The sequence below is a fragment of the Pseudomonas sp. BRG-100 genome, from assembly GCF_000737955.1.
GTDB classification, from domain to species: domain Bacteria; phylum Pseudomonadota; class Gammaproteobacteria; order Pseudomonadales; family Pseudomonadaceae; genus Aquipseudomonas; species Aquipseudomonas synxantha_A.
Genome location: NZ_JPRX01000001.1, coordinates 3,264,998 through 3,289,122 on the forward strand (window position 1 = coordinate 3,264,998; position 24,125 = coordinate 3,289,122).

General features: G+C 60.1%; 21 protein-coding genes. 12 read left to right on the forward strand and 9 right to left on the reverse strand.

The features are described from left to right. Window positions 1-99 precede the first annotated feature (99 nt). Window positions 100-1,668 carry a SulP family inorganic anion transporter gene (locus JH25_RS12990; RefSeq protein ID WP_032878591.1) on the forward strand — a complete coding sequence of 523 codons (1,569 nt, stop codon included), beginning with the start codon at window positions 100-102 and terminating at the stop codon, window positions 1,666-1,668. A 6-nt stretch (window positions 1,669-1,674) separates the two neighbouring features. Here the strand turns inward: JH25_RS12990 and aroE are convergent, their stop codons facing one another. Next, entirely contained in the window at window positions 1,675-2,493 is an 819-nt protein-coding gene (gene aroE / locus JH25_RS12985) for a shikimate dehydrogenase (RefSeq protein WP_032878592.1), read from the reverse strand. Next, window positions 2,493-3,425: an oxygen-dependent coproporphyrinogen oxidase gene (gene hemF, locus JH25_RS12980; protein ID WP_032878593.1), complete on the reverse strand. Its 933-nt coding sequence runs from the start codon at window positions 3,423-3,425 to the stop codon at window positions 2,493-2,495. Before hemF ends, aroE begins: the two co-directional genes overlap by 1 nt. Before the next feature lie 177 nt (window positions 3,426-3,602). On the opposite strand from hemF, the gene JH25_RS12975 reads away from it, so the two are divergent. Next, entirely contained in the window at window positions 3,603-4,580 is a 978-nt protein-coding gene (locus JH25_RS12975; protein ID WP_032878594.1) for a quinone oxidoreductase family protein, read from the forward strand. A gap of 94 nt (window positions 4,581-4,674) precedes the next feature. Here the strand turns inward: JH25_RS12975 and JH25_RS12970 are convergent, their stop codons facing one another. The 3 genes from JH25_RS12970 to JH25_RS12960 form a co-directional block, all read right to left on the reverse strand. Beyond that, window positions 4,675-5,232: an L-threonylcarbamoyladenylate synthase gene (locus JH25_RS12970; RefSeq protein ID WP_032878595.1), complete on the reverse strand. Its 558-nt coding sequence runs from the start codon at window positions 5,230-5,232 to the stop codon at window positions 4,675-4,677. A gap of 77 nt (window positions 5,233-5,309) precedes the next feature. Beyond that, complete coding sequence (dprA, locus tag JH25_RS12965) at window positions 5,310-6,410, reverse strand: DNA-processing protein DprA (RefSeq protein WP_032878597.1); 1,101 nt, start codon at window positions 6,408-6,410, stop codon at window positions 5,310-5,312. A 63-nt stretch (window positions 6,411-6,473) separates the two neighbouring features. Then, window positions 6,474-7,250, reverse strand: coding sequence for a hypothetical protein (locus JH25_RS12960; protein WP_032878598.1), 777 nt, complete (start codon window positions 7,248-7,250; stop codon window positions 6,474-6,476). A gap of 135 nt (window positions 7,251-7,385) precedes the next feature. Between JH25_RS12960 and def the strand changes: the two genes are divergently transcribed. The 5 genes from def to JH25_RS12935 all read left to right on the forward strand — a co-directional run bounded on the left by def (window position 7,386) and on the right by JH25_RS12935 (window position 11,948). Continuing rightward, window positions 7,386-7,892, forward strand: a complete 507-nt coding sequence (def, locus tag JH25_RS12955) for a peptide deformylase (RefSeq protein WP_005783383.1) — start codon at window positions 7,386-7,388, stop codon at window positions 7,890-7,892. Window positions 7,893-7,961: 69 nt separating this feature from the next. Beyond that, window positions 7,962-8,915 carry a methionyl-tRNA formyltransferase gene (gene fmt / locus JH25_RS12950; RefSeq protein WP_032878599.1) on the forward strand — a complete coding sequence of 318 codons (954 nt, stop codon included), beginning with the start codon at window positions 7,962-7,964 and terminating at the stop codon, window positions 8,913-8,915. Further along, window positions 8,912-10,222: a 16S rRNA (cytosine(967)-C(5))-methyltransferase RsmB gene (gene rsmB / locus JH25_RS12945; protein WP_032878600.1), complete on the forward strand. Its 1,311-nt coding sequence runs from the start codon at window positions 8,912-8,914 to the stop codon at window positions 10,220-10,222. The genes fmt and rsmB overlap by 4 nt, the downstream gene beginning before the upstream one ends. 22 nt (window positions 10,223-10,244) lie before the next feature. After that, window positions 10,245-11,618 (forward strand): Trk system potassium transporter TrkA, encoded by a 1,374-nt coding sequence (gene trkA, locus JH25_RS12940; RefSeq protein ID WP_032878602.1) that lies wholly within the window; start codon window positions 10,245-10,247, stop codon window positions 11,616-11,618. Window positions 11,619-11,636: 18 nt separating this feature from the next. Beyond that, complete coding sequence (locus tag JH25_RS12935; RefSeq protein ID WP_032878603.1) at window positions 11,637-11,948, forward strand: tetratricopeptide repeat protein; 312 nt, start codon at window positions 11,637-11,639, stop codon at window positions 11,946-11,948. Between the two features lie 134 nt (window positions 11,949-12,082). Here the strand turns inward: JH25_RS12935 and JH25_RS12930 are convergent, their stop codons facing one another. After that, a complete protein-coding gene (locus tag JH25_RS12930; protein ID WP_005783378.1) occupies window positions 12,083-12,970 on the reverse strand; it encodes a lysophospholipid acyltransferase in 888 nt (295 codons plus the stop codon). 40 nt (window positions 12,971-13,010) lie between these two features. Further along, window positions 13,011-13,568 carry a DNA-3-methyladenine glycosylase I gene (locus JH25_RS12925; protein WP_005783377.1) on the reverse strand — a complete coding sequence of 186 codons (558 nt, stop codon included), beginning with the start codon at window positions 13,566-13,568 and terminating at the stop codon, window positions 13,011-13,013. A gap of 81 nt (window positions 13,569-13,649) precedes the next feature. Between JH25_RS12925 and glyQ the strand changes: the two genes are divergently transcribed. The 4 genes from glyQ (at window position 13,650) to JH25_RS12905 (ending at window position 18,046) form a co-directional block, all read left to right on the forward strand. Beyond that, window positions 13,650-14,603, forward strand: a complete 954-nt coding sequence (gene glyQ, locus JH25_RS12920) for a glycine--tRNA ligase subunit alpha (RefSeq protein WP_003213601.1) — start codon at window positions 13,650-13,652, stop codon at window positions 14,601-14,603. Next, the gene (gene glyS / locus JH25_RS12915; RefSeq protein WP_032878605.1) at window positions 14,600-16,654 is read left to right on the forward strand and encodes a glycine--tRNA ligase subunit beta; all 2,055 of its coding nucleotides are present in this window, start codon (window positions 14,600-14,602) and stop codon (window positions 16,652-16,654) included. Before glyQ ends, glyS begins: the two co-directional genes overlap by 4 nt. Next, window positions 16,654-17,193 carry a D-glycero-beta-D-manno-heptose 1,7-bisphosphate 7-phosphatase gene (gene gmhB / locus JH25_RS12910; RefSeq protein ID WP_177327431.1) on the forward strand — a complete coding sequence of 180 codons (540 nt, stop codon included), beginning with the start codon at window positions 16,654-16,656 and terminating at the stop codon, window positions 17,191-17,193. The genes glyS and gmhB overlap by 1 nt, the downstream gene beginning before the upstream one ends. Before the next feature lie 82 nt (window positions 17,194-17,275). After that, on the forward strand, window positions 17,276-18,046 hold the full coding sequence (locus JH25_RS12905) for a lysophospholipid acyltransferase family protein (RefSeq protein WP_005783374.1): 771 nt from the start codon (window positions 17,276-17,278) through the stop codon (window positions 18,044-18,046). Window positions 18,047-18,227: 181 nt separating this feature from the next. Here JH25_RS12905 and JH25_RS12900 read toward each other — a convergent pair whose 3' ends face one another. Continuing rightward, the gene (locus tag JH25_RS12900) at window positions 18,228-20,507 is read right to left on the reverse strand and encodes a CHASE2 domain-containing protein (protein ID WP_032881171.1); all 2,280 of its coding nucleotides are present in this window, start codon (window positions 20,505-20,507) and stop codon (window positions 18,228-18,230) included. Between the two features lie 371 nt (window positions 20,508-20,878). Between JH25_RS12900 and JH25_RS12895 the strand changes: the two genes are divergently transcribed. Further along, window positions 20,879-21,601, forward strand: coding sequence for a response regulator transcription factor (locus tag JH25_RS12895; protein ID WP_005783372.1), 723 nt, complete (start codon window positions 20,879-20,881; stop codon window positions 21,599-21,601). 103 nt (window positions 21,602-21,704) lie between these two features. On the opposite strand, the gene gyrB is transcribed toward JH25_RS12895, so the two are convergent. Beyond that, window positions 21,705-24,122, reverse strand: coding sequence for a DNA topoisomerase (ATP-hydrolyzing) subunit B (gene gyrB / locus JH25_RS12890; RefSeq protein WP_005783347.1), 2,418 nt, complete (start codon window positions 24,120-24,122; stop codon window positions 21,705-21,707). Window positions 24,123-24,125 lie beyond the last annotated feature (3 nt).

The following is a 24,125-nucleotide window of genomic DNA, read 5'->3' on the forward strand; positions in this document are numbered from 1 at the left end:
AATGTATTGGCTGAAACACCGCTATCGGGAGCAAGCCCCCTCCCACAGGGAGCCGGTGTGTACTGATACTCTAAGCCAAACCTTCTACCCGAGCCTGCGATGCCCCGGCCCAACCGCCACACACTCTTCCCCTTCCTCAGCTGGCTCCCGCGCCAAACCCGCGCCAGCGTCGGCCGGGATGCGATCGTCGGCCTCAGTGGCGCCGTACTGGCCCTGCCACAGTCGATTGCCTACGCACTGATCGCCGGCCTGCCACCGGAATACGGGCTCTACGCGGCGATCATCCCGGTCTTGATCGCTTGCCTGTGGGGCTCTTCCTGGCACCTGATCTGTGGGCCCACGGCGGCGATTTCCATCGTGCTTTACGCCAGTATCAGCCCATTGGCCGTGCCAGGTTCCCAGGACTACATCACCCTCATCCTGTTGCTGACCTTCCTCGCCGGGGTGTTCCAGTGGTTGCTCGGCCTTCTGCGCTTTGGCGCGCTGGTGAATTTTGTCTCCCATTCGGTGGTGCTGGGTTTCACCCTGGGCGCCGCGGTGGTGATTGCCCTGGGGCAGTTGCCGAACCTGCTGGGGCTGGACTTGCCGAGCCAGGCCACCGCCCTCAACAGCCTGCTGGCGCTGGTCGACCATGGCGGTGAGTGGGATCGTGCGTCCCTGATCCTCGGGCTCGGCACTTTGCTGGTGGGCGCGCTGCTCAAGTCTCTGGTGCCACGCTGGCCGACGCTGTTGATCGCTTTAGTCCTGGGTAGCCTGACGGCATGGCTGTGGCCGACGATGTTCGGGCATGTGGCGCTGGTCAGTTCGTTTATCGGCCAGTTGCCGCCGTTCAGTCCATTGCCGATGGACCTGGACCTGGTACTGCGCCTGTTGCCCAGCGCGGTGGCGGTGGGGATGCTGGGGTTGGTGACCAGCCTGTCGATTGCGCGCTCACTGTCGGCTCGCTCGCAACAATTACTCGACGCCAACCAGGAAGTGCGCGCCCAGGGTTTATCCAACATCGTTGGCGGATTTTTCTCCGGCTACCTGTCAGCGGGTTCGTTCACCCGTTCGGGCCTCAGTTACGAGGCGGGTGCTTGTTCGCCCCTGGCTGGGGTGTTTTCGGCGCTGTGGGTGGCGTTATTTGCGTTGTTCGGCGCGACGTTGATCGCGCATATTCCCATCCCCAGCATGGCCGCCAGCATCCTGCTGATTTGCTGGGGTTTGGTGGATCATCGAGGGATTCGTGCTTTGTTTCGTGTCAGCCGCGCCGAATTCGTGGTGATGGGCCTGACGTGTGTCGCCACCTTGCTGCTGGAGCTACAAACGGCGATTTATGCCGGGGTGTTGGCATCGCTGTTTTTCTACCTCAAGCGCACTTCGCAACCACGGGTTCAGCAATGGCGCGATGGGGACGAGGATGTATTACGCGTGGGTGGCTCGATCTTTTTTGGCGCCAGCCATTACCTGCAAGTACGCCTGCAAAGTCTGCAGGGCACGCGGGTGGTGATCGAAGCGCAGCAGATCAATTTTATCGACTACTCCGGGGTGGAGATGCTGCATCAGGAGGCGCGACGGTTGGCGCGGTTGGGGCGTAGCCTGACCTTGCGTGGGGCCAGGCCGCAAGTAATCGAAGAGTTAAGAAAACTGGAAGGGGCCAAGAGTTGCCCCCTCCATTTCCAAGATTGAACACGATCAGGCCAATTGACGGCGTAGTTCGGCTAACACCGGCGCTGAATCAGGGCGCACACCACGCCACAGGAAGAAGGCTTCCGCTGCCTGCTCCACCAGCATCCCCAAACCATCCATCGCCACCACAGCGCCGTGTTCCGCAGCCCAGCGGCAGAACGCGGTAGGTTCCTTGGCGTACATCATGTCGTAGCAGAACGTCTTGCCCGGCTCGATCAGGCTGCCGGCAATCGGCGGTACATCGCCTGACAGGCTGGCGGACGTGGCATTGATGATCACGTCAACCGGCTCACGTAGCCAGTCGAAACCACTGGCAGACACCGGGCCCAGGTCGTCGAACAGCTCAGCCAGCAGCTCGGCCTTTTCCACGGTGCGGTTGGCGATGATCAACGAAGAGGGTTGCTGTGCCAGCAACGGCTCAAGTGCACCGCGCACCGCGCCACCGGCTCCCAACAACAGGATGCGTTTGCCTTGCAGGTTCAGCCCGGCGTTGACCGTCAGGTCGCGCACCAGGCCGGCGCCGTCGGTGTTGTCTCCCAACAACGTACCGTCCGCCAGTTTGCTCAGGGTGTTCACGGCTCCAGCGCGCTGGGCACGTTCAGTCAAGGTATCGGCCAAACGATAGGCGTCTTCCTTGAACGGCACGGTCACGTTGGCGCCACGGCCCTGGCGAAAAAACTCACGGGCGCAGTGGGTGAAATCCTCCAACGGCGCGAGCAACGTGCTGTAGTCCAGTTGTTCGCCGGTCTGCTCGGCGAACATACGGTGGATCAGCGGCGATTTACTGTGGCCGATGGGGTTGCCGAACACGACATAACGGTCCATCACACCGCCGCCTTGGCTGCAACGACGCCGAGCCAGTCGCGGTCTTGCAGGAAATAATCGGTGAGGCGCGCCTCTTCGCTACCGGCCTCGGCCTTCCAGTCGTAGCTCCAACGGACCTGGGGCGGCAGCGACATCAGGATCGACTCTGTACGCCCGCCCGACTGCAAACCGAACAGGGTGCCACGGTCATAGACCAGGTTGAATTCGACGTAGCGGCCCCGGCGGAACTCCTGGAACTGACGCTGCTGCTCGGTATACGCCATGGCCTTGCGACGCTGCACAATCGGCAGGTAGGCATCAATATAGGCATCGCCGATGGCACGGATAAAGGCGAAACAGGTGTCGAAGCCCCATTCGTTCAAGTCATCGAAGAACAGGCCACCGATACCGCGAGGTTCATTGCGATGCTTGATGTGGAAATAGGCGTCGCACCAGGCTTTATAGCGTGCGTACACGTCCGGGCCAAAGGGCGCACAAGCTTGCTCGGCCACACGGTGCCAGTGGACGCAGTCTTCTTCGTTGCCGTAATACGGGGTCAAGTCAAAGCCGCCACCGAACCACCACACCGGCTCTTCGCCTTCTTTTTCAGCGATGAAAAAGCGCACATTGGCGTGGGATGTCGGCACATGGGGATTATGCGGATGAATCACCAGTGACACGCCCAAGGCTTCAAACCCCCGACCAGCCAGCTCAGGCCGATGGGCACTGGCGGACGGTGGCAAACCGCTGCCAAACACGTGGGAAAAGTTAACGCCGCCTTTTTCGATCACCGAACCGTTCTCGATCACACGGGTGCGACCGCCACCACCGGCAGGCCGGGTCCAGGCGTCTTCGATAAAGCGAGCGTCCGTCTCGAAGGTTTCCAGGGCGTTGCAAATGCGATCTTGCAGGTCAAGCAGGTAGGCTTTAACGGCCTCGGTGCGGGTAGTCATGGCATCACCTTGAATCGGGCAAAGCTACGCGAGGCCATTGGGCGTCGGCGGCAAATGGGCGCACAGGATACCACTGCGCCCACATGCCACTGCACTTAGGTGCGCGGCAGTTGACGAAGATCAAGCTTAGGAGTCCGATAGGGGGCTACGCAGATTCGAACCCAAGGAGAAGTGCAGATGGCCAAACGTATCCAGTTCAGCGCCCACGGCGGCCCCGAAGTACTTGAGTATGTGGACTACACGCCAGCGGAGCCTGGCCCACAACAGGTGCGGGTGCGTAACGAGGCCATAGGTCTGAACTTCATCGACACCTATTTTCGCAGTGGCCTCTACGCACCGCCCGCGCTGCCATCCGGCCTGGGCGCTGAAGGCGCTGGTGTCGTCGATGCCGTGGGCAGTGAAGTCACCCAGTTCAAAGTCGGCGACCGCGTGGCCTACGGCAGCGGCCCGCTGGGTGCCTACAGCGAGTTGCATGTGTTGCCCGCCGCCAACCTGGTGCACCTGCCGGATGACATCAGTTTCGAGCAGGCCGCCGGGGCCATGCTCAAGGGCCTGACCGTGCAATATCTGCTGCGCCAGACCTACGAATTGAAAGGCGGCGAAACCATCCTGTTCCACGCCGCTGCCGGTGGCGTCGGCTCCCTGGCCTGCCAGTGGGCCAAGGCCCTGGGCGTGAAGCTGATCGGCACCGTGAGTTCGCCGGAAAAGGCCGCCCTGGCTAAATCGCTCGGCGCCTGGGAAACCATCGACTACAGCAAGGAGAATGTCGCACAACGTGTGCTGGAATTGACTGACGGTAAAAAGGTGCCGGTGGTGTACGACGGCGTCGGCAAGGACACCTGGCTGACCTCTCTGGACAGCGTGGCGCCACGGGGTTTGGTCGTAAGCTTTGGCAACGCGTCGGGCGCGGTGGACGGGGTGAACCTGGGCATTCTGTCGGCCAAGGGCTCGCTGTACGTGACCCGCCCGACGCTGGCGACCTACGCCAACAATCCGGCGAACTTGCAGGCGATGGCGGACGATCTGTTTTCGATGATCAAGAGCGGCAAGGTGCGCATTGATATCAACCAGCGCTACCCGCTGGCGGATGCGGCCAAAGCGCAGACCGAGTTGTCGGCGCGACGCACGACTGGCTCAACCATTCTGTTGCCTTGAGTGCGTCATCGCAGGCAAACCAGCTCCCACATTTGACCGCGATGACTGATCAAATGTGGGAGCCGGGCTTGCCCGCGATGGCCGTGCCTCGATCTCAGGAGGGGCGCACGACCTCACCTGTCACCAGGTCCCGAATCAGGCTTGGGTTCTTGCGCCCACCCAGCGCGCCACCCAACACCAAGTCCACTTGCCCGCGGAAATACTGCTCCACGCGAATACGCGTGCGTGCCGCCGGGCGCCCCTGAGGGTTGGCCGACGTGGAGATCAACGGCCCGACCTGAGCGCACAAATCCCTCACCAACGGGTGATCAGTGACCCGCAACGCCACGGTGTCATGCATACCCGTGACCCATTCGGGCAACAAGTCCTGGTGGGGCACCAGCCAGGTATTCGGCCCGGGCCAGGTGCTGGCCATGCGATCGATCCAGGTGTCCGGGAAGTCTTCGAACAGGAAGTCGAATTGACGAATGTTGTCCGCTACCAGAATCAGGCCCTTGTCCACCGAGCGGTTCTTGATCGCCAATAGCCGATCCACCGCTTCTTCATTCCACGGGTCGCAACCCAGGCCCCAGACCGCCTCGGTCGGATAGGCAATCACCGCGCCTGCGCGAATTTCCCGTGCGGCTTGCAGCACACGCCACCTGTTGACCATTATTTAATCTCCGGACTAAAGCTCTGGGCAGTTTACCGATCTTCGTTACAAAACCCAGCGCCAAAAACCGGCAGCACCTAAACCTGGCAACGCGCCAGCCAGCGCCCGCTTTCGCAGATGACCTGGCCTTCCAGCTCCAGCTCCGTAAGAGTCGCCAGCACCTGGGACAACGGCCGACCACTGGCAATCGCCAGGGCTTCACTGGTATGCGGCGCAGCATGCAGCAGTGCCACCAGTGGGTGGGTGATCGGCACCGGCGCAGGGCGCGATAACGCCTGCCAACCGCGCAGCGCCTCAAGGATGTGTTCGATGGTTTCCACCAGCACCGCGCCATCACGGATCAGTTGATGGCAACCCTTGGCACCGGGATGGTGAATGGAGCCCGGGATCGCATACACCTCGCGCCCTTGCTCTGCGGCCAGCCGTGCGGTGATCAGCGAACCGCTGGCCATGCTGGCTTCCACCACCAGAACCCCCAGCGAGAGCCCGCTGATAATCCGATTGCGCCGTGGAAAATTACCGGCCTGGGGCCCCGCGTCCAACGGAAACTCAGAAATCACCGCGCTGCCTTGGGCAATCATCGCGGCAGCGAGCTTGCGGTGGCGCTGTGGATAAAAATTTTCCAGCCCGGTGCCAAGCACCCCGACTGTACGACCGCCCACCTCCAGCGCTGCCTGATGTGCTGCGCCGTCAATGCCCAGCGCCAAACCACTGGTGATGACAAAACCGGCGCTCGCCAGGCTGCGGGAAAACGCGGCGGCCGTGTCCATGCCGGGGCGGGAAGCACGCCGGCTACCGACCATGGCCAACTGTGGTTTTTCCAGAATGCCCGGGTCGCCCGCAACGAATAACAGCGGCGGTGCGTCGTCGATCTGAGCGAGCAAGGCCGGGTACTCAGGTTGGTCCCACATCAGCAAATGCTGGGCCGGACGCTCTAACCAGGCCAATGCCGTACTGGCGCCATCACGGATTTGCGGGCTACGCCGGGCATCGGCGCTGATGGCGGGCAACCCGAGGGAACGCCAGGCACTGGCGGGGGCACTGAGGGCCTTGGAGGCGCAGCCGAACGCTTGGATCAATACGTGAAAACGCTTGGGACCCAGTTCTGGCAGCCTGTGCAAGCGTAGTCGGGCTTCCAGCTCTGCCGGAGAAATTTCGCTACTGTTTATCGGATTCATTTGATCATCCTTGACCGGAACAAGCTGTGGATAACTCTGTTGGTAACTTATTTAGCAGGCTATTTATTGCGCTTGTTGACGGGTCTCGAAACGATCCTTTACAGCCAGCGCGCGTGAAGCACTGAGCACCAAGGCGTAGCTGAGTTTTTCATAGGTGCGAAACACCAGAAGAGTGCCGGCCCGTTCTTCCGGGAGTTGGGTTGGCGTGCCGGTAAGGACGTCTCGCACCGTGGCACCCGCCTTGATCACCGTCAGTAACTGGCCTTCGATCAATCCATCGCGGCGGCCCTTGTTCAGGGTCACGGCGTCCAGCACACCAATCTGAGTGACGCCCCTGGGGATGTCGATGATGTGCCCTGCGATGAAAGCCGTTGATTTGGCTGACTCCAGGGTGTTCAGCGCGACCGGACGTTGGGCACCAAGCAAGCGGTCACTTGGACGGATTTCCTGGGTAACCCGCTGCACCGCCAGGGTGGTGAGGTCGTCGGCGAGTACAAAGCGTGCGGTGCCGATATCGTCGGCATTGATGCCCAGTAGCTCCTGGGTGCCTGGGTCGGTGTAGACCTTGCCTCGACGAAAGATTCCGTAGCTTGGCTGGGCCGGGTCCAGCTGACCGCGAGCATGCACGCGCTCACCGTTGGCCCCCAGCACGCGACCGCCTTGCGCTGCGACGATATAAGGCGCGTTGTCCAGGTCCTGGGGCGTATCGACAATCCGGTTATGCAGTAAAAAGTGCTGGATGGCCTGTTGCGTCGCGTGATCCAGGCGTTCAGTGGGCTTGGGAATCAACGCCATGGCGACGGGGGCCCACAGCAGCAAGACGAGTAGCGATTTCCTCATGGGGTGAATCTCCTTTATTATGTGCGTTCGCGTGAAATGCCTTGGCCCTCGTGGCTTCTGAGCGTTTCACACCGGCCGTGTGGGTCCATCCCACCGCCGATTGGTCTTTACCTCACATGTGCAGCAATTACGCTTATGGCTATTTTGAACATCCTCGAATTTCCCGACTCGCGCCTGCGCACGATCGCCAAGCCGGTGGCCGTAGTGGACGACAAGGTTCGTCAGTTGGTCGATGACATGTTTGAAACAATGTATGAAGCTCCGGGCATTGGCCTCGCCGCTACCCAGGTCAACGTGCATCTGCGTGTCGTGGTCATGGACCTGTCGGAAGATCGCAGCGAACCCCGGGTGTACATCAACCCCGAGTTCGAACCACTGACCGATGAGATGGGCGAATACCAGGAAGGCTGCCTGTCGGTGCCGGAGTTCTACGAGAACGTCGAACGCCCGTTGCGCGTGAAGATCAAGGCCCTGGACCGTGATGGCAAACCGTTTGAGCTGATTGCCGAAGGTCTGTTGGCAGTGTGCATCCAACATGAATGCGACCACCTTAACGGCAAGCTGTTTGTCGATTACCTGTCCACGCTCAAGCGGGACCGGATCAAGAAGAAGCTGGAAAAAAAGCATCGCCAGCAAGCTTGATGCCCTTCTTCCAAAGGCTTGCTGCGGCAAGCCTTTTTCTTTTGTGACTGTTTTTAACCGAGAACTCCCATGACCGAGCCATTGCGCATTGTTTTTGCCGGCACCCCTGAATTCGCCGCCGAACACCTCAAGGCGCTGCTTGCCAGCCCTTATGACATCGTCGCGGTGTACACCCAGCCGGATCGCCCGGCCGGTCGCGGGCAAAAACTGATGCCGAGCCCGGTCAAGCAACTGGCGCTTGAACACACTATTCCCGTGCTGCAACCGCCGACCCTGCGTAATGCCGAGGCCCAGGCCGAAATGGCCGCGCTGAAACCGGACCTGCTGGTGGTGGTGGCCTACGGTTTGATCCTGCCCCAGGCGGTGCTGGATATCCCGCGCCTGGGTTGCATCAACAGCCATGCTTCGCTACTGCCTCGCTGGCGTGGTGCGGCGCCGATCCAGCGCGCCGTGGAGGCGGGCGACAGCGAAAGCGGCGTGACCGTGATGCGCATGGAGGCGGGCCTGGACACCGGACCGATGCTGCTCAAGGTCACCACCCCGATCACCGCGCAAGACACCGGTGGCAGCCTGCACGACCGCCTTGCCGAAATGGGCCCACCTGCCGTAATCCAGGCCATCGCCGGCCTCGCAGCAGGCACCCTGGAAGGCGAGGTACAGGACGACAGCCTGGCCACCTACGCGCACAAATTGAACAAAGACGAAGCGCGCATCGACTGGAGCCGCCCGGCCGTGGAGCTGGAGCGCCTGGTACGTGCCTTCAACCCATGGCCAATTTGCCATAGCACCCTGAACGGCGAAGCCTTGAAGGTGTTGAACGCGACCCTGGCCGACGGCAAAGGCGCCCCCGGCGAGATTATCGGCGCCAGCAAAGACGGGCTGTTCGTCGCTTGCGGTGATCAGGCGCTGTGCCTGACACGTCTGCAATTGCCCGGCGGCAAAGCGCTGAACTTCAGCGATTTGTTCAATAGCCGCCGTGAGAAATTTGCCTTGGGCACGATCCTCGGGGTGGCCACTCAATGAACCCACGTCTGGCCGCCGCCAAGGCTCTCGCTGCCGTGCTCAACGGCAAGGCTTCGCTGAACAGTTCATTGCCCACGCAATTGGACAAGGTCGAAGACCGGGATCGCGGTTTCACCCAGGACCTGGCCTTTGGCACCGCCCGCTGGCAGCCAAGGTTGTCGGCACTGGCAGCCAAGCTGCTGCAAAAACCGTTCAAGGCGGCAGACGCTGATGTCGAGGCGCTGTTGCTGGTGGGCCTCTATCAACTGCTCTACACCCGCGTACCGGCCCACGCCGCCATCGGTGAAACCGTCGGTTGCGCCGACAAGCTGAAAAAGCCCTGGGCCAAGGCCCTGCTCAATGCCGTACTGCGCCGGGCCCAGCGTGAAAGCGAAGCACTGCTGGCCGAGCTGGAACATGATCCGGTGGTGCGCACCGCCCACCCGCGCTGGCTGCAAAAATCCCTGAAAGCCTTCTGGCCCGAGCAATGGGAGGCTATCTGCGCGGCCAACAATGCGCACCCGCCGATGATCCTGCGGGTCAACCGTCGCCACCATAGTCGTGATGCGTATCTGCAATTACTGGCCGACGCCGCCATCAACGCCACCCCGTGCGTGTACAGCACCGACGGCATCGTGCTCGAAGCCGCCACTGATGTGCGCAGCCTGCCGGGCTTTGCCGAAGGCTGGATCAGCGTGCAGGACGAGGCCGCGCAATTGGCGGCCGACCTGCTCGATTTGGCCCCCGGCCAGCGCGTACTCGACGCCTGCTGCGCGCCAGGTGGTAAGACCTGTCACATCCTTGAAGTTGAAAAAGACCTGGCCGGTGTAGTGGCTGTGGATCTTGAAGCCAAACGCCTGGTGCGCGTGCGGGAAAACCTTGCACGCCTGGGCCTCAGCGCCGACCTGATCGCCGCCGACGGCCGCGACACAGCGACCTGGTGGGACGGCAAGCCATTCCAGCGCATCCTGCTGGACGCACCTTGCTCTGCCACCGGCGTGATCCGTCGGCACCCGGACATCAAGCTGACCCGCCAGCCCGACGACATCGCCGCCCTCGCGGTGCTGCAAGGCGAATTGCTTGACGCCCTGTGGCCAACCCTGGAAGTCGGCGGCATCCTGCTGTACGCCACCTGCTCCACGCTACCCACCGAAAATACCGAGGTCATCCAAGCCTTCCTCGCCCGCACCAGCGGCGCGCGCGAACTGGACCTCGCTACCAGCGCCGGCATCAAGCAGCCCCACGGCCGCCAACTGCTCGCGCAGGAAGGCGGGCACGATGGCTTCTACTACGCCAAACTGATCAAGATCGCCGCCGCACGCGGCTGAATGGGTTTAAGGGAGTGACCGGATGAAAATCATCATCCTTGGGGCAGGGCAGGTCGGAGGCACGCTGGCCGAACACTTGGCCGGCGAAGCCAACGACATCACCGTGGTCGACACCGATGCCGAGCGCCTGCGCAACCTGGGCGACCGCCTGGACATCCGCACGGTACAAGGCCGGGCGTCGTTTCCAACGGTGCTGCGTCAGGCGGGTGCCGACGATGCCGACATGCTTGTGGCGGTGACCAACAGCGACGAGACCAACATGGTCGCGTGCCAGGTCGCTCATACGTTGTTCCACACCCCAACCAAGATCGCCCGGGTGCGCGAAGCGGCCTACCTGACTCGCGCCGGCCTGTTCGATAATGACGCCATTCCGGTGGACGTATTGATCAGCCCGGAACAGGTGGTCACCCACTACATCAAGCGCCTGATCGAAATCCCTGGCGCCTTGCAGGTGATCGACTTCGCCGAGGGCAAGGCGCAACTGGTGGCGGTAAAGGCGTACTACGGCGGGCCGTTGGTTGGCCAACAACTGCGCCAGCTGCGTGAGCACATGCCAAACGTGGAAACCCGCGTGGCCGCGATTTTCCGTCGTGACCGGCCGATCCTGCCCCAAGGCGACACGGTGATCGAGGCCGACGACGAAGTGTTTTTCATCGCCGCCAAGGCGAATATTCGTGCGGTCATGAGCGAAATGCGCAGGCTCGACGAGAGTTACAAACGCATCGTCATCGCCGGCGGCGGGCAGATCGGCGAGCGGTTGGCCGAGGCCATCGAAAGCCGCTACCAGGTGAAGATCATCGAGATGAGCCCGACGCGTTGCAGGCATTTGTCCGACACCCTCGACAGCACTGTCGTACTGCAAGGCAGCGCCTCGGACCGCGACCTGCTGATGGAAGAAAACATCGCCGACGCCGATATCTTCCTCGCCCTGACCAACGATGACGAAGCCAACATCATGTCGTCGTTGCTGGCCAAGCGGCTGGGGGCGAAGAAGGTGATGACCATCATCAACAACCCGGCCTATGTGGACCTGATCCAGGGCGGCGATATCGACATCGCCATCAGCCCCCAACTGGCGACCATCGGTACCTTGCTCGCCCACGTGCGGCGTGGCGATATTGTCAGCGTGCACTCCCTGCGCCGGGGTGCGGCGGAAGCCATCGAGGCGATTGCCCACGGTGATTCGAAGTCGAGCAAGGTGATTGGCAAGGCCATCCGCGATATCGGCCTGCCGCCGGGTACCACCATTGGCGCAATCATCCGCGATGAAGAAGTGATCATCGCCCACGACGACACGGTGATCGCCACCGCAGACCATGTGATTTTGTTCCTTGTGGATAAAAAACATATCCGCGATGTAGAGAAGCTGTTCCACGTGGGCTTGAGCTTTTTCTGATCAAACGGAGTGACCGACATGCTCGAATCCCTGGAAAAAATGCTCGCCAAGGGTGTGGATAATTCGCTGCTGCGTTTCGGCTTGGGCAAGGGTTATCTGGACTTGAAAGACAACGCCAAAGCCGCCGAGCATCTGGGCAAGTGCCTCGAGTTCGATCCGAAGTATTCGGCGGCGTGGAAGCTGTTGGGCAAGGCGCACCAGGCGCAGGGTGACAGTGCCTCAGCACGACAGGCGTGGGAAAAAGGCATTGAAGCGGCCCAGGCCCACGGCGACAAGCAGGCCGAAAAAGAGATGACCGTGTTCCTGAAGAAACTCGATCGCCAGGCTTGATACAGGACTAAATGTGGGAGGGGGCTTGCTCCCGATGGCAGTGTGTCAGCCAATGCATATTTGACTGAACCACCGCTATCGGGAGCAAGCCCCCTCCCACATTGTTTCTATATCGGTCTTGAGTCAGGTGTGAATCAGTACCACCGCGCCTCACCCGGCGGGCGCTTCTTGAAGCGCTTCATGCTCCACATGTACTGGCTCGGGTAGGCGCCGACATAGCGCTCCACCACTTTGCTCATCGCCGCGCAGGAGGTGGCGGTGTCGGTGCTGTACATGTCTTCCGGCGCCGCTTCCAGGATCACTTTGTAGCCTGAGCCGTCCGGCAGGCGCAACGCGTGCAGGAATACGCCAACAGCCTTGTGGCCCGCGAGCATGTTCGGCACGAATTTGCTGGTGAGGGCCTGGGTGGCGAAAAACGGTACGAAGATGCCGGCGGACTCGGCTGGTTCCGGGTCGGCAGGAATGCCTACCTGGCCGCCTTTGCGCACTTCCTTGATCACGCTGAGAATGCCTTCCTTGGTCGACGCCGCCACGCGGTTGCCCAATTGCACGCGTTGTTTGCGCAGCAGTTCGTCCACCGCCTTGAGCTTGGGCGGGCGATAGAAAATGATCGGTTTGCACTGGCTGCAATAGAAGTGGTTCAGCACTTCCCAGTTGCCCAGGTGACTGGTGATACCCACCACGCCTTTGCCCGAGGCCAGGGCTTGGTGCAACACTTCCAGGCCCTCGACTTCCCGCACCAGGTCGATGGAGCGCTGGGCTGGCCAGATCCACGCGCAAGCACTTTCGGTCAGGGACTTGCCGATGTCCATCAGGCTACGGCCCACCAGGCGCTCGCGCTCGGCCGGGTCCATATCCGGGAAGCATTTGGAGAGGTTGATCCGCACGGTGTCGCGGGAGCGGTTGGGGGTTTTCCACATGATCCAGCCGATGCCCGTGCCGACGGCTTGTACGGCGCGCCAGGGCAGCAGGGCAAACAACCGGAGAGCGCCTACCAGCAAGGCGCCTTTAAACTTTTCCACAGGTCACTCCTGATCGTGTGTGGTGCGCAAAACCGGCATTCTAACCGGCGTTGACCAAGTCCGCGTAACGGTCACAGTCCTGAGTGTGGTCCATGACCATGCCCGAGGCCTGCATGAAGGCGTAGCAGATGGTCGGCCCGACGAAGGTGAAACCGGCTTTCTTCAAGGCGCGGCTCATGGCTTCAGCCTCGGGTGTAATGGCCGGGACGTCGCTGCGATCCTTGAAGTGATTGACCTTGGGTTTGCCGCCGACAAATGACCACAGCAACCCCACCGGGTCTTCCAGCGCCAGCCAGGCCGCGGCGTTGCGCCGGGTAGCATTGAGCTTCAAGCGATTGCGCACGATGCCCGGATCCTGCATCAGCGCCTCGATTTCTTCATCGCTTAACCGCGCCAGACGCTGCGCATCAAAGCCGAACAAGACCTTTCGATAATGCTCGCGTTTGCGTAAAACAGTGATCCAGGACAGACCCGCCTGGAACCCTTCGAGCAAAAGCAACTCGAACAAACCCTGCGCATCGCGCAGCGGCGTTCCCCACTCTTGATCGTGATAAGCCATGTACAGCGGATCTTCAGAACACCAAAAGCAGCGTGGCATAAGGCTCCAGGGAGTGGTGGCGGGGCCGAATCGGGTATACTCCCGCTCTTTAAATCGCAGCCCAAGTAACAGGTGAATTTCGTGAGCCAGCCTACGCCAGCCGTGCGTACCTTCCAAGACTTGATCCTCGCCCTCCAGCAATACTGGGCCGAGCAAGGTTGTGTGGTACTTCAGCCCTACGATATGGAAGTAGGCGCCGGCACTTTCCACACCGCTACATTCCTGCGGGCCATCGGCCCGGAAACCTGGAACGCCGCTTATGTGCAGCCCAGTCGTCGCCCGACTGACGGCCGCTACGGCGAAAACCCGAACCGTCTGCAGCACTACTACCAGTTCCAGGTGGTATTGAAGCCCAACCCGGACAACTTCCAGGAACTGTACCTGGGCTCGCTGAAACATGTGGGCCTGGACCCACTGGTGCACGACATCCGTTTCGTCGAAGACAACTGGGAATCGCCAACCCTGGGCGCCTGGGGCCTGGGCTGGGAAGTCTGGCTCAATGGCATGGAGGTGACGCAGTTCACCTACTTCCAGCAAGCCGGTGGCATCGAGTGCTACCCGGTGACCGGCGAGATCACCTACGGCCTCGAGCGCCTGGCCATGTACCTGCAGGGCGTGGACTCGGTCTACGACCTGGTATGGGCTGACGGCCCGTTCGGCAAGGTGACTTACGGCGATGTGTTCCACCAGAACGAAGTGGAGCAGTCCACCTACAACTTCGAACACGCCAACGTCGAGAAGCTGTTCGAACTGTTCGACTTCTATGAAAGCGAAGCCAAGCGCCTGATCGAACTCGACCAGCCGCTGCCGCTGCCAAGCTATGAAATGGTGTTGAAGGCGTCCCATACCTTCAACCTGCTGGACGCCCGCCGTGCCATCTCGGTAACTGCGCGCCAGCAATACATCCTGCGTGTGCGCACGCTGGCGCGTTCCGTCGCCCAAGCCTATTTGCTGGCTCGCGCCAAGCTGGGCTTCCCGATGGCAACCCCTGACCTGCGTGATGAAGTGTTGGCTAAGCTGGAGGCTGCACAATGAGTGCTCAAGATTTCCTGGTTGAACTGGGCACCGAAGAGCTGCCACCCAAGGCACTCAATACCCTGGCCGATGCATTCCTGGCCGGTATCGAAAAAGGCCTGCAGACTGCCGGCCTGAAGTTTGAAGCCAAAAAAGTCTACGCCGCGCCGCGCCGCCTGGCTGTGCTGCTGACCGCGCTGGAAACCCAGCAGCCGGACCGCAACATCAACCTGGACGGCCCACCGCGCCAGGCAGCTTTCGATGCCGAAGGCAACCCGACACAAGCCGCCCTTGGCTTTGCCAAGAAATGTGGCGTAGAGCTGAGCGAGATCGACCAGAGCGGCCCGAAACTGCGTTTCAGCCAGGTCATCACCGGCAAGCCGACCGCCAGCCTGCTGCCGACCATCGTTGAAGACTCCCTGAACGACCTGCCTATCCCCAAGCGCATGCGCTGGGGTGCGCGCAAGGAAGAGTTCGTACGTCCGACCCAATGGCTGGTAATGCTGCTCGGTGACCAGGTCATTGATTGCACCATCCTCGCCCAGAAGGCTGGTCGTGATTCCCGTGGTCACCGCTTCCATCATCCCGAAAGCGTGCGCATCACTTCGCCGGCCAACTACCTCAACGACCTGCGCGCCGCTTACGTATTGGCCGATGCCAATGAGCGTCGCGAGCTGATCAGCAAGCGCACCGAAGAATTGGCCCGCCTGCAGGAAGGCACCGCCATCGTGCCGCCAAGCCTGCTGGACGAAGTGACCGCTCTGGTGGAGTGGCCGGTGCCGCTGGTGTGCTCGTTCGAAGAGCGTTTCCTCGACGTGCCACAAGAAGCGTTGATCACCACCATGCAGGACAACCAGAAGTATTTCTGCCTGCTGGACGCAGACGGTAAGTTGCTCCCGCGCTTTATCACCGTGGCCAACATCGAGAGCAAGGACCCGCAGCAGATCATCGCCGGTAACGAGAAAGTCGTTCGCCCACGCCTGACCGATGCAGAGTTCTTCTTCAAGCAAGATAAGAAGCAGAAGCTCGAAGACTTCAACCTGCGCCTGCAAAACGTGGTGTTCCAGGAAAAACTCGGCAGTGTCTACGACAAGGCCGTGCGGGTTTCCAAGCTGGCGGCCTACATTGCGCCACGCATCGGCGGCGACGCAGCCTGGGCCGCCCGTGCCGGCTTGCTGTCCAAGTGCGACCTGGCCACCGAGATGGTTGGCGAGTTCCCTGAGATGCAAGGTGTCGCCGGTTACTACTACGCCCTCAACGACGGCGAGCCGGACGACGTCGCCCTGGCCCTGAACGAGCAGTACATGCCACGCGGTGCCGGTGCAGAATTGCCGACCACCCTGACGGGTGCGGCCGTGGCCATCGCCGACAAGCTCGATACGCTGGTGGGTATCTTCGGTATCGGTATGTTGCCCACCGGTAGCAAAGACCCGTATGCCCTGCGCCGTGCGGCATTGGGCGTGCTGCGGATCCTGATCGACAAGAAGCTGGATCTCGACCTGACCCAGGCCGTGGTGTTCGCGGTCGGCCAGTTCGGGACCAAGGTCAAGCAAGCCGGCCTGGCCGAGCAAGTGCTGGAGTTCGTGTTCGACCGCCTGCGTGCGCGTTACGAAGACGAAGGCGTGGACGTTTCCGTCTACCTGTCGGTACGTGCCCTGCAACCGGGTTCGGCACTGGACTTCGACCAGCGCGTACAAGCCGTACAAGCGTTCCGCAAGCTGCCGGAAGCCGATGCCCTGGCGGCCGTGAACAAGCGTGTGTCGAACCTGCTGAGCAAGGCCGACAACCTCGGCAATGCCGACGTTGACCCAAGCCTGTTTGCCGATGCCAAGGAGTTCTCGCTGAACTCGGCCATCGCCAAGGCCGAGAACGCTGTGAAACCGCTGATCGCCGAGCGTAACTACGCTGAAGCGTTGGCGCGCCTGGCGTCTCTGCGTGAGCCGGTAGACGCGTTCTTCGAAGCGGTGATGATCAATGCCGACGATGCCGGCGTGCGGAAAAACCGTTACGCCATGCTCGCGCGTTTGCGTGGCCTGTTCATCAATATCGCTGACATTTCCGTATTGGGTTGATCATGTTGAAACTGCTGATTCTCGATCGGGACGGGGTGATCAACTACGACTCCGACGCTTACATCAAGTCGGTACAGGAGTGGATCCCCTTGCCCGGCTCGATCGAGGCCATCGCGCAGTTGAGCAAAGCCGGCTGGACGGTGGCCATCGCCACCAACCAGTCCGGCATCGCCCGCGGTTACTACGACATCGCCACCCTGGACGCCATGCACGCGCGCTTGCGCACGTTGGTGGCCGAACAGGGAGGTGAGGTGGGGCTGGTGGTTTACTGCCCTCACGGGCCGGATGAGGGCTGCGATTGCCGCAAGCCCAAGCCTGGCATGTTGAAAACTATTGCAGAACATTACAAGGTGCCCTTGGCTGGGATATGGTTCGTCGGGGACAGCCTCGGTGACCTGGAGGCGGCCAAAGCCGTCGACTCTCAGCCAGTTTTGGTAAAGACCGGAAAAGGCGAAAAGACCCAGGCGAAAAACCTGCCGGTAGGCACTTTGATTTTTGACGATCTGGCGGCGGTTGCCGCAGAACTTATTAACAACTAGCCGCCCTCGACTTCCTGACCAAGGATTGTTCGGGAGTGCGCTTTTAACAGGCGGGCCGTGTCCCGCAACGGTAAATGCCGCCATGTCGATCTTGCAGGCCATCAGAACCTTTTTCTTTTACCTGCTGCTGGGCACCAGTTCGTTTCTCTGGTGCACCCTGAGCTTTTTTATTGCCCCCTTCCTGCCGTTCAAGGCGCGCTATCGCTTCATCAACGTTTATTGGTGCCGTTGCGCGTTGTGGCTGAGCAAGGTGTTCCTGAACATCCGTTTCGAGGTCAAGGGCGCAGAAAACGTCCCGGACCAACCCTGCGTGATTTTGTCGAACCACCAAAGCACTTGGGAAACCTTCTTTCTTTCCGCGTACTTCTCGCCCCTGAGCCAGGTGCTTAAGCGTGAACTGTTGTACGTGCCGTTCTTTGGCTGGGCCATGGCCATGTTGCGCCCGATCGCCATTGACCGTGACAACCCCAAGGCGGCGCTCAAGCACGTGGCCAAGAAGGGCGACGAGTTGCTCAAGGACGGCGTCTGGGTACTGATCTTCCCCGAAGGTACGCGTGTGCCCTACGGCACCGTAGGCAAGTTCTCACGGGGCGGTACGGCATTGGCGGTCAACGCCAACCTGCCGGTGCTGCCCATTGCCCACAATGCCGGCAAGTTCTGGCCGAAGACCGGCTGGGCCAAACGCGCTGGCACCATCACCGTGGTTATAGGCGAGCCGATGTACGCAGAAGGCGAGGGGCCGCGTGCGATTGCTGCACTGAACGACCGCGCCGCTGCATGGAATGAAGCACAGCAGCGAGCCATGGGTTCCCTGCCTCCTGAGCCCTTGGTAGTCGAGACCCCGGCGATTTGAGGATCTGTGGATAACCTGTGCACGCTTTGTTGGCGAATTGGCTTTTTTGATTCATAACCTTCTGATTTAGCTGCATATTTCTGAAGGTCATAAAATCTCGAAAAACGTGCATAAGTTTTTTCTTCATAAAAAAACCGGTCCTTGTGACCGGTTTTTTATGCACAGCAGAAAAGTCGGTTTTTTAGTCTTCCAACTGCGGCAATAACAGGATGAATGTCGAGCCCTTGCCCAGCTCACTTTCACAAACGATGCGTCCACCATGCCGTTCCACCACGGCCTTAACCATCGTCAGCCCCAGTCCAAGACCGTCACTGCCCTGGGCCGAATCGAAACGCCGGTATTGGCTGAACAGTTCCGGTAAATCCTCGGGGGCAATCCCCGGCCCCTGATCGCTGATGCGGCATTCCAACCAACCCTGTGCACTGCCGTGCCTCAACCTGACGGTAGTGCCGGATGGGGAATATTTGATCGCATTCTCCAGCACGTTGAACAACGCACGGGTAAGCAATGATTGATCGGCATGGATCATGGCTTCATCCGCCTCATCCAGGTCGTTGACCAGATGGATGCCCTTGAGCTGCGCAATCACCGCAACCTGATCAAAGGCGTCCATCACCAGCATGGCGAACAAGGTAGGCTGGAACTGGTAACCGTCAGCCTCGGCCTTGGCCAATTGCACAAAGGATTCGGTAAGGCTCAATGCCCGTCGGACCTGTTGTTCGACCTGGGCAAAGACTGGCGATTCGCCGTTATGCACATCCAGCAGGGCGAGGATCGCCGAATGGGGTGCGCGTAGGTCGTGGGAGAGGAAACGCAGCATGGTCTCGCGATGCTGCTGGGCTTCTCGCTCCTTGCTCAGGTCCGTCAGGCTCAACAGCCATCCGAGGGCGAAGTCACCTTCGGCCGGAAGCAAGGGCGCAAGCTCCATCCGCAGACTGCGCTGGTGGATATCGCGGAACTCAACCAATTCCAGTGCTGACAGGGCAGGGCGTACGCCGTTATGCAGCGGGGGATAACCCAGATCGGCGAGTTGTTCGATGAGGTTTGAATTGACCAGGTCGTTACCAAACACATCACGGGCTACACGGTTGGCCAACAGAATATTGCCCTGTGGGTCGGTTATCAGCGTAGCCACCGGCAGGCACTCCAACCCGTCAGCCATAAAGCGCCGCGTATCACGCGTACGACTGACTGCCTGCTCAAGGGCAAAGATCCGCCCCTGCAACACATCACCCTTGCTGGCGGGCGCTCGACGACGCTCCGGCAGCACCTTGGGCTCGTTATCCAGCCGCGCCAGTTCCCAACCAAAGTAGGCCAGGATGACGCTCAGGCGCCGCCAGTTCCAGATGAGATAGCTGAGTAACAGCCCGATCAAACATGCGGCGGGAGACCACCAATGCCCAAGGCGCAGCAATGCCCATGAGGCCACCAGCGCCGCGGTCATGCCACCCAGGGTCATCCACAGGGCGTAGCGAGGGCGATACAGCAGAAGGCCCAGCAGCAAGGTCACCAGGGATGTCGCCAACAGGGCGGCAAGCCATCCGGGCAGGTCGACAATGCTGCGTCCCTGCAACAGACCATTGAGGATATCGGCCTGGATCTCCACTCCTGCAGTCGTGCCGACGGTGGAGGAGAGCGGTGTCACAAAACGATCGGCCATTCCATACGCCGTGGCACCTATCAGAATCAGCCGGCCGCGCAGTGTCTCGGGAGCTACCTCGCCGCGTAATACGCTGAGGTAGGACACGCTGGGAAAGTGGTCATCTTCCGAGGTGAAAGGCACGCGGATTTCATGCTCTTGATGCCACTGCTGGCTGCTGGGCTCCTGGGCAAGGCCCGGCATTACCGGTGCTTGCTCACTCAGCGCGAACGCCAGCCATGCCAATTGAGGGAGCGTGCTTCCCGGTGGGCCTTCACGCAGATACACGCTGCGTACGATGCCGTCGCTATCCGCTTCGACGTTGATATGCCCCACGCCCTTGGCGCACTTGAGCAACGGTGACAGCGGCTCTCCTGGCAGGCTGGGCCTTACACTGCTATCACCGACGATGGGCAGCAGTACATTGCCAGCATTGCAGACCGCATCAGCCAACCGTCGTCCATCGGCCCCCTTGCTAGGTTCGCTGAAGACTACGTCAAACAGAATGCCTGCCGGCTGGGCGGCGCTAAGGCGTTCAATCAGATCTGCATGCACACTGCGCGGCCACGGCCATGGGCCGAGTACTTCCAGGCTGGGCGCATCAATGGTAACCAGCAGAATCCGTGGATCCACCGGTAAAGGTGTCAGGCGGCGCAGGCTGTCGTAGAGAGGGTTATTCAGTGCCAGGCCCGGGCTCAAGGACAGGTAAACGGTAAAGGGCAGTAACACCAGACCGATCAGCAGCCATTCACGGACCAACCCGTGGAACAACAGCTGTGCCTGGGTGGGTTGGCGTTTCTCGGCTTTGCGCCATAGTTTCACAGGGCTACCACCGAAAGTATGCGAAGGCATTGATGGTCATCGGGTAAAGGTGCCATAGGCCCGCTCCCTCTCCATGTGGTGACGTTCAACAGTGTTCTGAAACAAGTGAAGCTTATTTCGGTCTCAGTTGAGGACTTTACCCAGAACCGTGCAACAAACCATACCTCACCTTGTTGCAGGGCAGGGTATGAGCGAGTCCTTTTCCTCACAGACAGGAGCCGGTATCTTTGCTTTGAGCATCACGGGATCTTATCAGCGTATCGAGAGATACAAGGATCGTAGAATCCGCCCATAATTGTTCAGATTCAGAGGCTGGCTTTGCACAGTCGCCACTCATTAAAGCAGTCGTATTTTTTGTAGGAAGGACCCCAATGCGAGTCGCAATACTGGATGACGAGCCCGCCGAGTTGCGACGGGTGGAACAGACACTGCGACAGATTCCCAGCACTGCGGAACAGCCATGGTCGCTGCATTTCTTTGAGCGCGGCGAAGACCTGCTGCGCCAACTGCGGCGGGAAACCTTTGACCTGCTGATCCTGGACTGGCAACTGCCGGATATCTCGGGCATTGCCTTGTTGCGCTGGACCCGCGAACACATGGAATCGCCCCCCGCGGTAATCATGCTCACCAGTCGCGATGCCGAAAGCGATATCGTCACCGCATTGAACAGCGGCGCAGATGATTACGTCAGCAAACCCTTTCGCCCCAACGAGCTCAAAGCACGCGTCAGCGCCGTCCTGCGACGTCACGGCTTGCAGAAGTCGGCTACCCAGGAAGTACAGAGCTTTAATGATCTAACCTTCGACGATGCCGAACTGACCGTCACCCGCGCCGGCAAACCCATTAACCTGACAGAGCGGGAATACCGCCTGGCCAGTTGCCTGTTTGCCAACCTGGCCCGGCCGCTGTCTCGCGAGTACCTGTATGAGCGGTTTTGGAGCCATGAGGAAATGGTCTCGTCACGGCCTTTGGATACCCATATCTACCGTCTGCGTAACAAGCTCGGGCTGACGGCGGATCGCGGCTGGCAGCTGTTGACGATCTATGGATATGGGTATCGTTTGGAGAGTGTGGCGACAACGGCGCAAAGTTGAAATCTTGATGTTCCACGTGGAGCATTTTAAAACGCTTAACCATCACCCAATAAAAAAGGCCAACGCTAAGCGTTGGCCTTTTTGTTCAAGCAGGTTTACCTGATCAGAAATCCAGGTTAGACACCGCCAAGGCGTTGCTCTCGATGAAGTCACGACGAGGCTCGACCGCATCACCCATCAGGGTGTTGAAGATCTGGTCCGCGCCAATGGCGTCTTCGATGGTCACACGCAACATACGACGCTGAGCCGGGTCCATGGTGGTTTCCCACAGCTGATCCGGGTTCATCTCGCCAAGACCTTTGTATCGCTGGATGGTATGGCGCTTGGTGCTTTCAGCCATCAGCCAGTCCAGGGCTTCCTTGAACTCTTTGACCGCTTTCTTGCGCTCGCCACGCTGAATGTAAGCACCATCGTCCAGCAGGGTGCTCAGTTGCGCGCCGAGGGTAACGACCGTTTTGTAATCGTTGCTGCCGAAGAAGTCGCGGTTGAAGGTGACGTAGTTGGACAAACCGTGGGAGATCAGTTCGACCTCCGGCAGCCACACGTTACGTTCGCGGTCTTCGCGCAGGCTGGCTTTGTACACCAGGCCAGACTTCTCAACGGTACGCAGACGCACTTCGTACTGGGCCAGCCAATCCTGCATGGCGGCGTGATCGCCCAACTGCTCCAGGCTCACGGCCGGCAGGTAGATGAAGTGCTCGGTCAGCTCCTGAGGATACAGGCGCGACAAACGCTTGAGCGTCTTCATGACCATACGGAAGTCGTTGACCAGACGCTCCAGCGCCTCACCGGAGATGCCCGGGGCTTCGTCGTTCAGGTGCAGGCTGGCATCTTCCAGGGCCGACTGCGTCATGTATTCTTCCATGGCGTCGTCGTCTTTGATGTATTGCTCTTGCTTGCCTTTTTTCACCTTGTACAACGGCGGTTGGGCAATGTAGATGTAGCCACGCTCGATCAGCTCTGGCAGCTGACGGAAGAAGAACGTCAGCAGCAGGGTACGAATGTGCGAACCGTCGACGTCAGCATCGGTCATGATGATGATGTTGTGGTAACGCAGCTTGTCGATGTTGTACTCATCACGGCCAATACCGCAGCCGAGTGCAGTGATCAAGGTGCCGACTTCCTGAGAGGAAATCATCTTGTCGAAGCGCGCCTTTTCAACGTTGAGGATCTTGCCCTTCAACGGCAGGATGGCCTGGGTGCGACGGTTACGACCCTGCTTGGCGGAACCGCCAGCAGAGTCACCTTCCACCAGGTACAGTTCGGAGAGGGCAGGGTCCTTCTCCTGGCAGTCAGCCAGTTTGCCAGGCAAGCCGGCGATATCCAGCGCGCCTTTACGACGGGTCATCTCACGGGCTTTACGCGCGGCTTCACGGGCGCGGGCAGCATCGATCATCTTGCCGACAACCAGCTTGGCCTCGTTGGGGTTTTCCAACAGGAAGTCGGAGAAGTACTTGCCCATTTCCTGTTCAACCGCGGTCTTCACTTCGGAAGACACCAGCTTGTCTTTGGTCTGGGAGCTGAACTTCGGATCCGGAACCTTGACCGAGATAATCGCCGTCAGACCTTCACGAGCATCGTCACCGGTGGTGGCGACTTTATGCTTCTTCGCCAAACCTTCCGCTTCGATGTAGGTGTTCAGGTTACGCGTCAACGCAGAACGGAAACCCACCAGGTGAGTACCGCCATCGCGCTGGGGAATGTTGTTGGTGAAGCACAACAGGTTCTCGTTGAAGCTGTCGTTCCACTGCAGGGCGATTTCCACGCCGATGCCGTCTTCACGCTGGATGTTGAAGTGGAACACCTGGTTGACCGCAGTCTTGTTGGTGTTCAGGTATTCAACAAACGCACGCAGGCCGCCTTCGTACTTGAACAACTCTTCCTTGCCGCTGCGCTCATCCTTGAGGACGATGCCAACACCGGAGTTGAGGAAGGACAGTTCACGAATCCGCTTGGCCAGGATGTCCCAGCTGAAGTGGATGTTCTTGAAGGTCTCAGCCGATGGCTTGAAGTGGATCTGGGTACCGGTGGTTTCACTGTCACCAACGATTTTCATCGGTTCCTGTGGCACACCGTGGACGTAAGTCTGTTCCCAGATCTTGCCGCTACGGCGAACGGTGAGAATCAACTCTTCGGACAGAGCGTTCACTACCGACACACCTACACCGTGCAAACCGCCGGATACTTTATAGGAGTTGTCGTCGAATTTACCGCCGGCGTGGAGCACGGTCATGATGACCTCTGCCGCCGAAACGCCTTCTTCTTTGTGCACGTCTACCGGGATGCCACGACCGTTGTCACGCACGGTAATGGACTCATCCGGGTGGATGATAATGCTGATGTCGTCGCAGTGACCGGCCAGAGCTTCGTCGATGGAGTTATCGACCACCTCGAACACCATGTGGTGCAGACCGCTACCATCATCGGTGTCGCCAATGTACATACCGGGACGTTTGCGTACGGCATCCAAACCTTTCAGCACTTTAATGCTGGTCGAGTCGTACGTGTTTTCTTCGCTCATGCC

Excerpts from the sequence above, each read along its gene's own strand:
- JH25_RS12960 (WP_032878598.1), bottom strand. The coding sequence starts at position 7,250 with ATGAGGAAATCGCTACTCGTCTTGCTGCTGTGGGCCCCCGTCGCCATG.
- JH25_RS12990 (WP_032878591.1), top strand. The coding sequence starts at position 100 with ATGCCCCGGCCCAACCGCCACACACTCTTCCCCTTCCTCAGCTGGCTC.
- gyrB (WP_005783347.1), bottom strand. The coding sequence starts at position 24,122 with ATGAGCGAAGAAAACACGTACGACTCGACCAGCATTAAAGTGCTGAAA.
- JH25_RS12905 (WP_005783374.1), top strand. The coding sequence starts at position 17,276 with ATGTCGATCTTGCAGGCCATCAGAACCTTTTTCTTTTACCTGCTGCTG.
- hemF (WP_032878593.1), bottom strand. The coding sequence starts at position 3,425 with ATGACTACCCGCACCGAGGCCGTTAAAGCCTACCTGCTTGACCTGCAA.
- JH25_RS12975 (WP_032878594.1), top strand. The coding sequence starts at position 3,603 with ATGGCCAAACGTATCCAGTTCAGCGCCCACGGCGGCCCCGAAGTACTT.
- def (WP_005783383.1), top strand. The coding sequence starts at position 7,386 with ATGGCTATTTTGAACATCCTCGAATTTCCCGACTCGCGCCTGCGCACG.
- JH25_RS12895 (WP_005783372.1), top strand. The coding sequence starts at position 20,879 with ATGCGAGTCGCAATACTGGATGACGAGCCCGCCGAGTTGCGACGGGTG.
- fmt (WP_032878599.1), top strand. The coding sequence starts at position 7,962 with ATGACCGAGCCATTGCGCATTGTTTTTGCCGGCACCCCTGAATTCGCC.
- rsmB (WP_032878600.1), top strand. The coding sequence starts at position 8,912 with ATGAACCCACGTCTGGCCGCCGCCAAGGCTCTCGCTGCCGTGCTCAAC.
- trkA (WP_032878602.1), top strand. The coding sequence starts at position 10,245 with ATGAAAATCATCATCCTTGGGGCAGGGCAGGTCGGAGGCACGCTGGCC.
- JH25_RS12925 (WP_005783377.1), bottom strand. The coding sequence starts at position 13,568 with ATGCCACGCTGCTTTTGGTGTTCTGAAGATCCGCTGTACATGGCTTAT.
- glyS (WP_032878605.1), top strand. The coding sequence starts at position 14,600 with ATGAGTGCTCAAGATTTCCTGGTTGAACTGGGCACCGAAGAGCTGCCA.
- JH25_RS12935 (WP_032878603.1), top strand. The coding sequence starts at position 11,637 with ATGCTCGAATCCCTGGAAAAAATGCTCGCCAAGGGTGTGGATAATTCG.
- JH25_RS12970 (WP_032878595.1), bottom strand. The coding sequence starts at position 5,232 with ATGGTCAACAGGTGGCGTGTGCTGCAAGCCGCACGGGAAATTCGCGCA.
- dprA (WP_032878597.1), bottom strand. The coding sequence starts at position 6,410 with ATGAATCCGATAAACAGTAGCGAAATTTCTCCGGCAGAGCTGGAAGCC.
- aroE (WP_032878592.1), bottom strand. The coding sequence starts at position 2,493 with ATGGACCGTTATGTCGTGTTCGGCAACCCCATCGGCCACAGTAAATCG.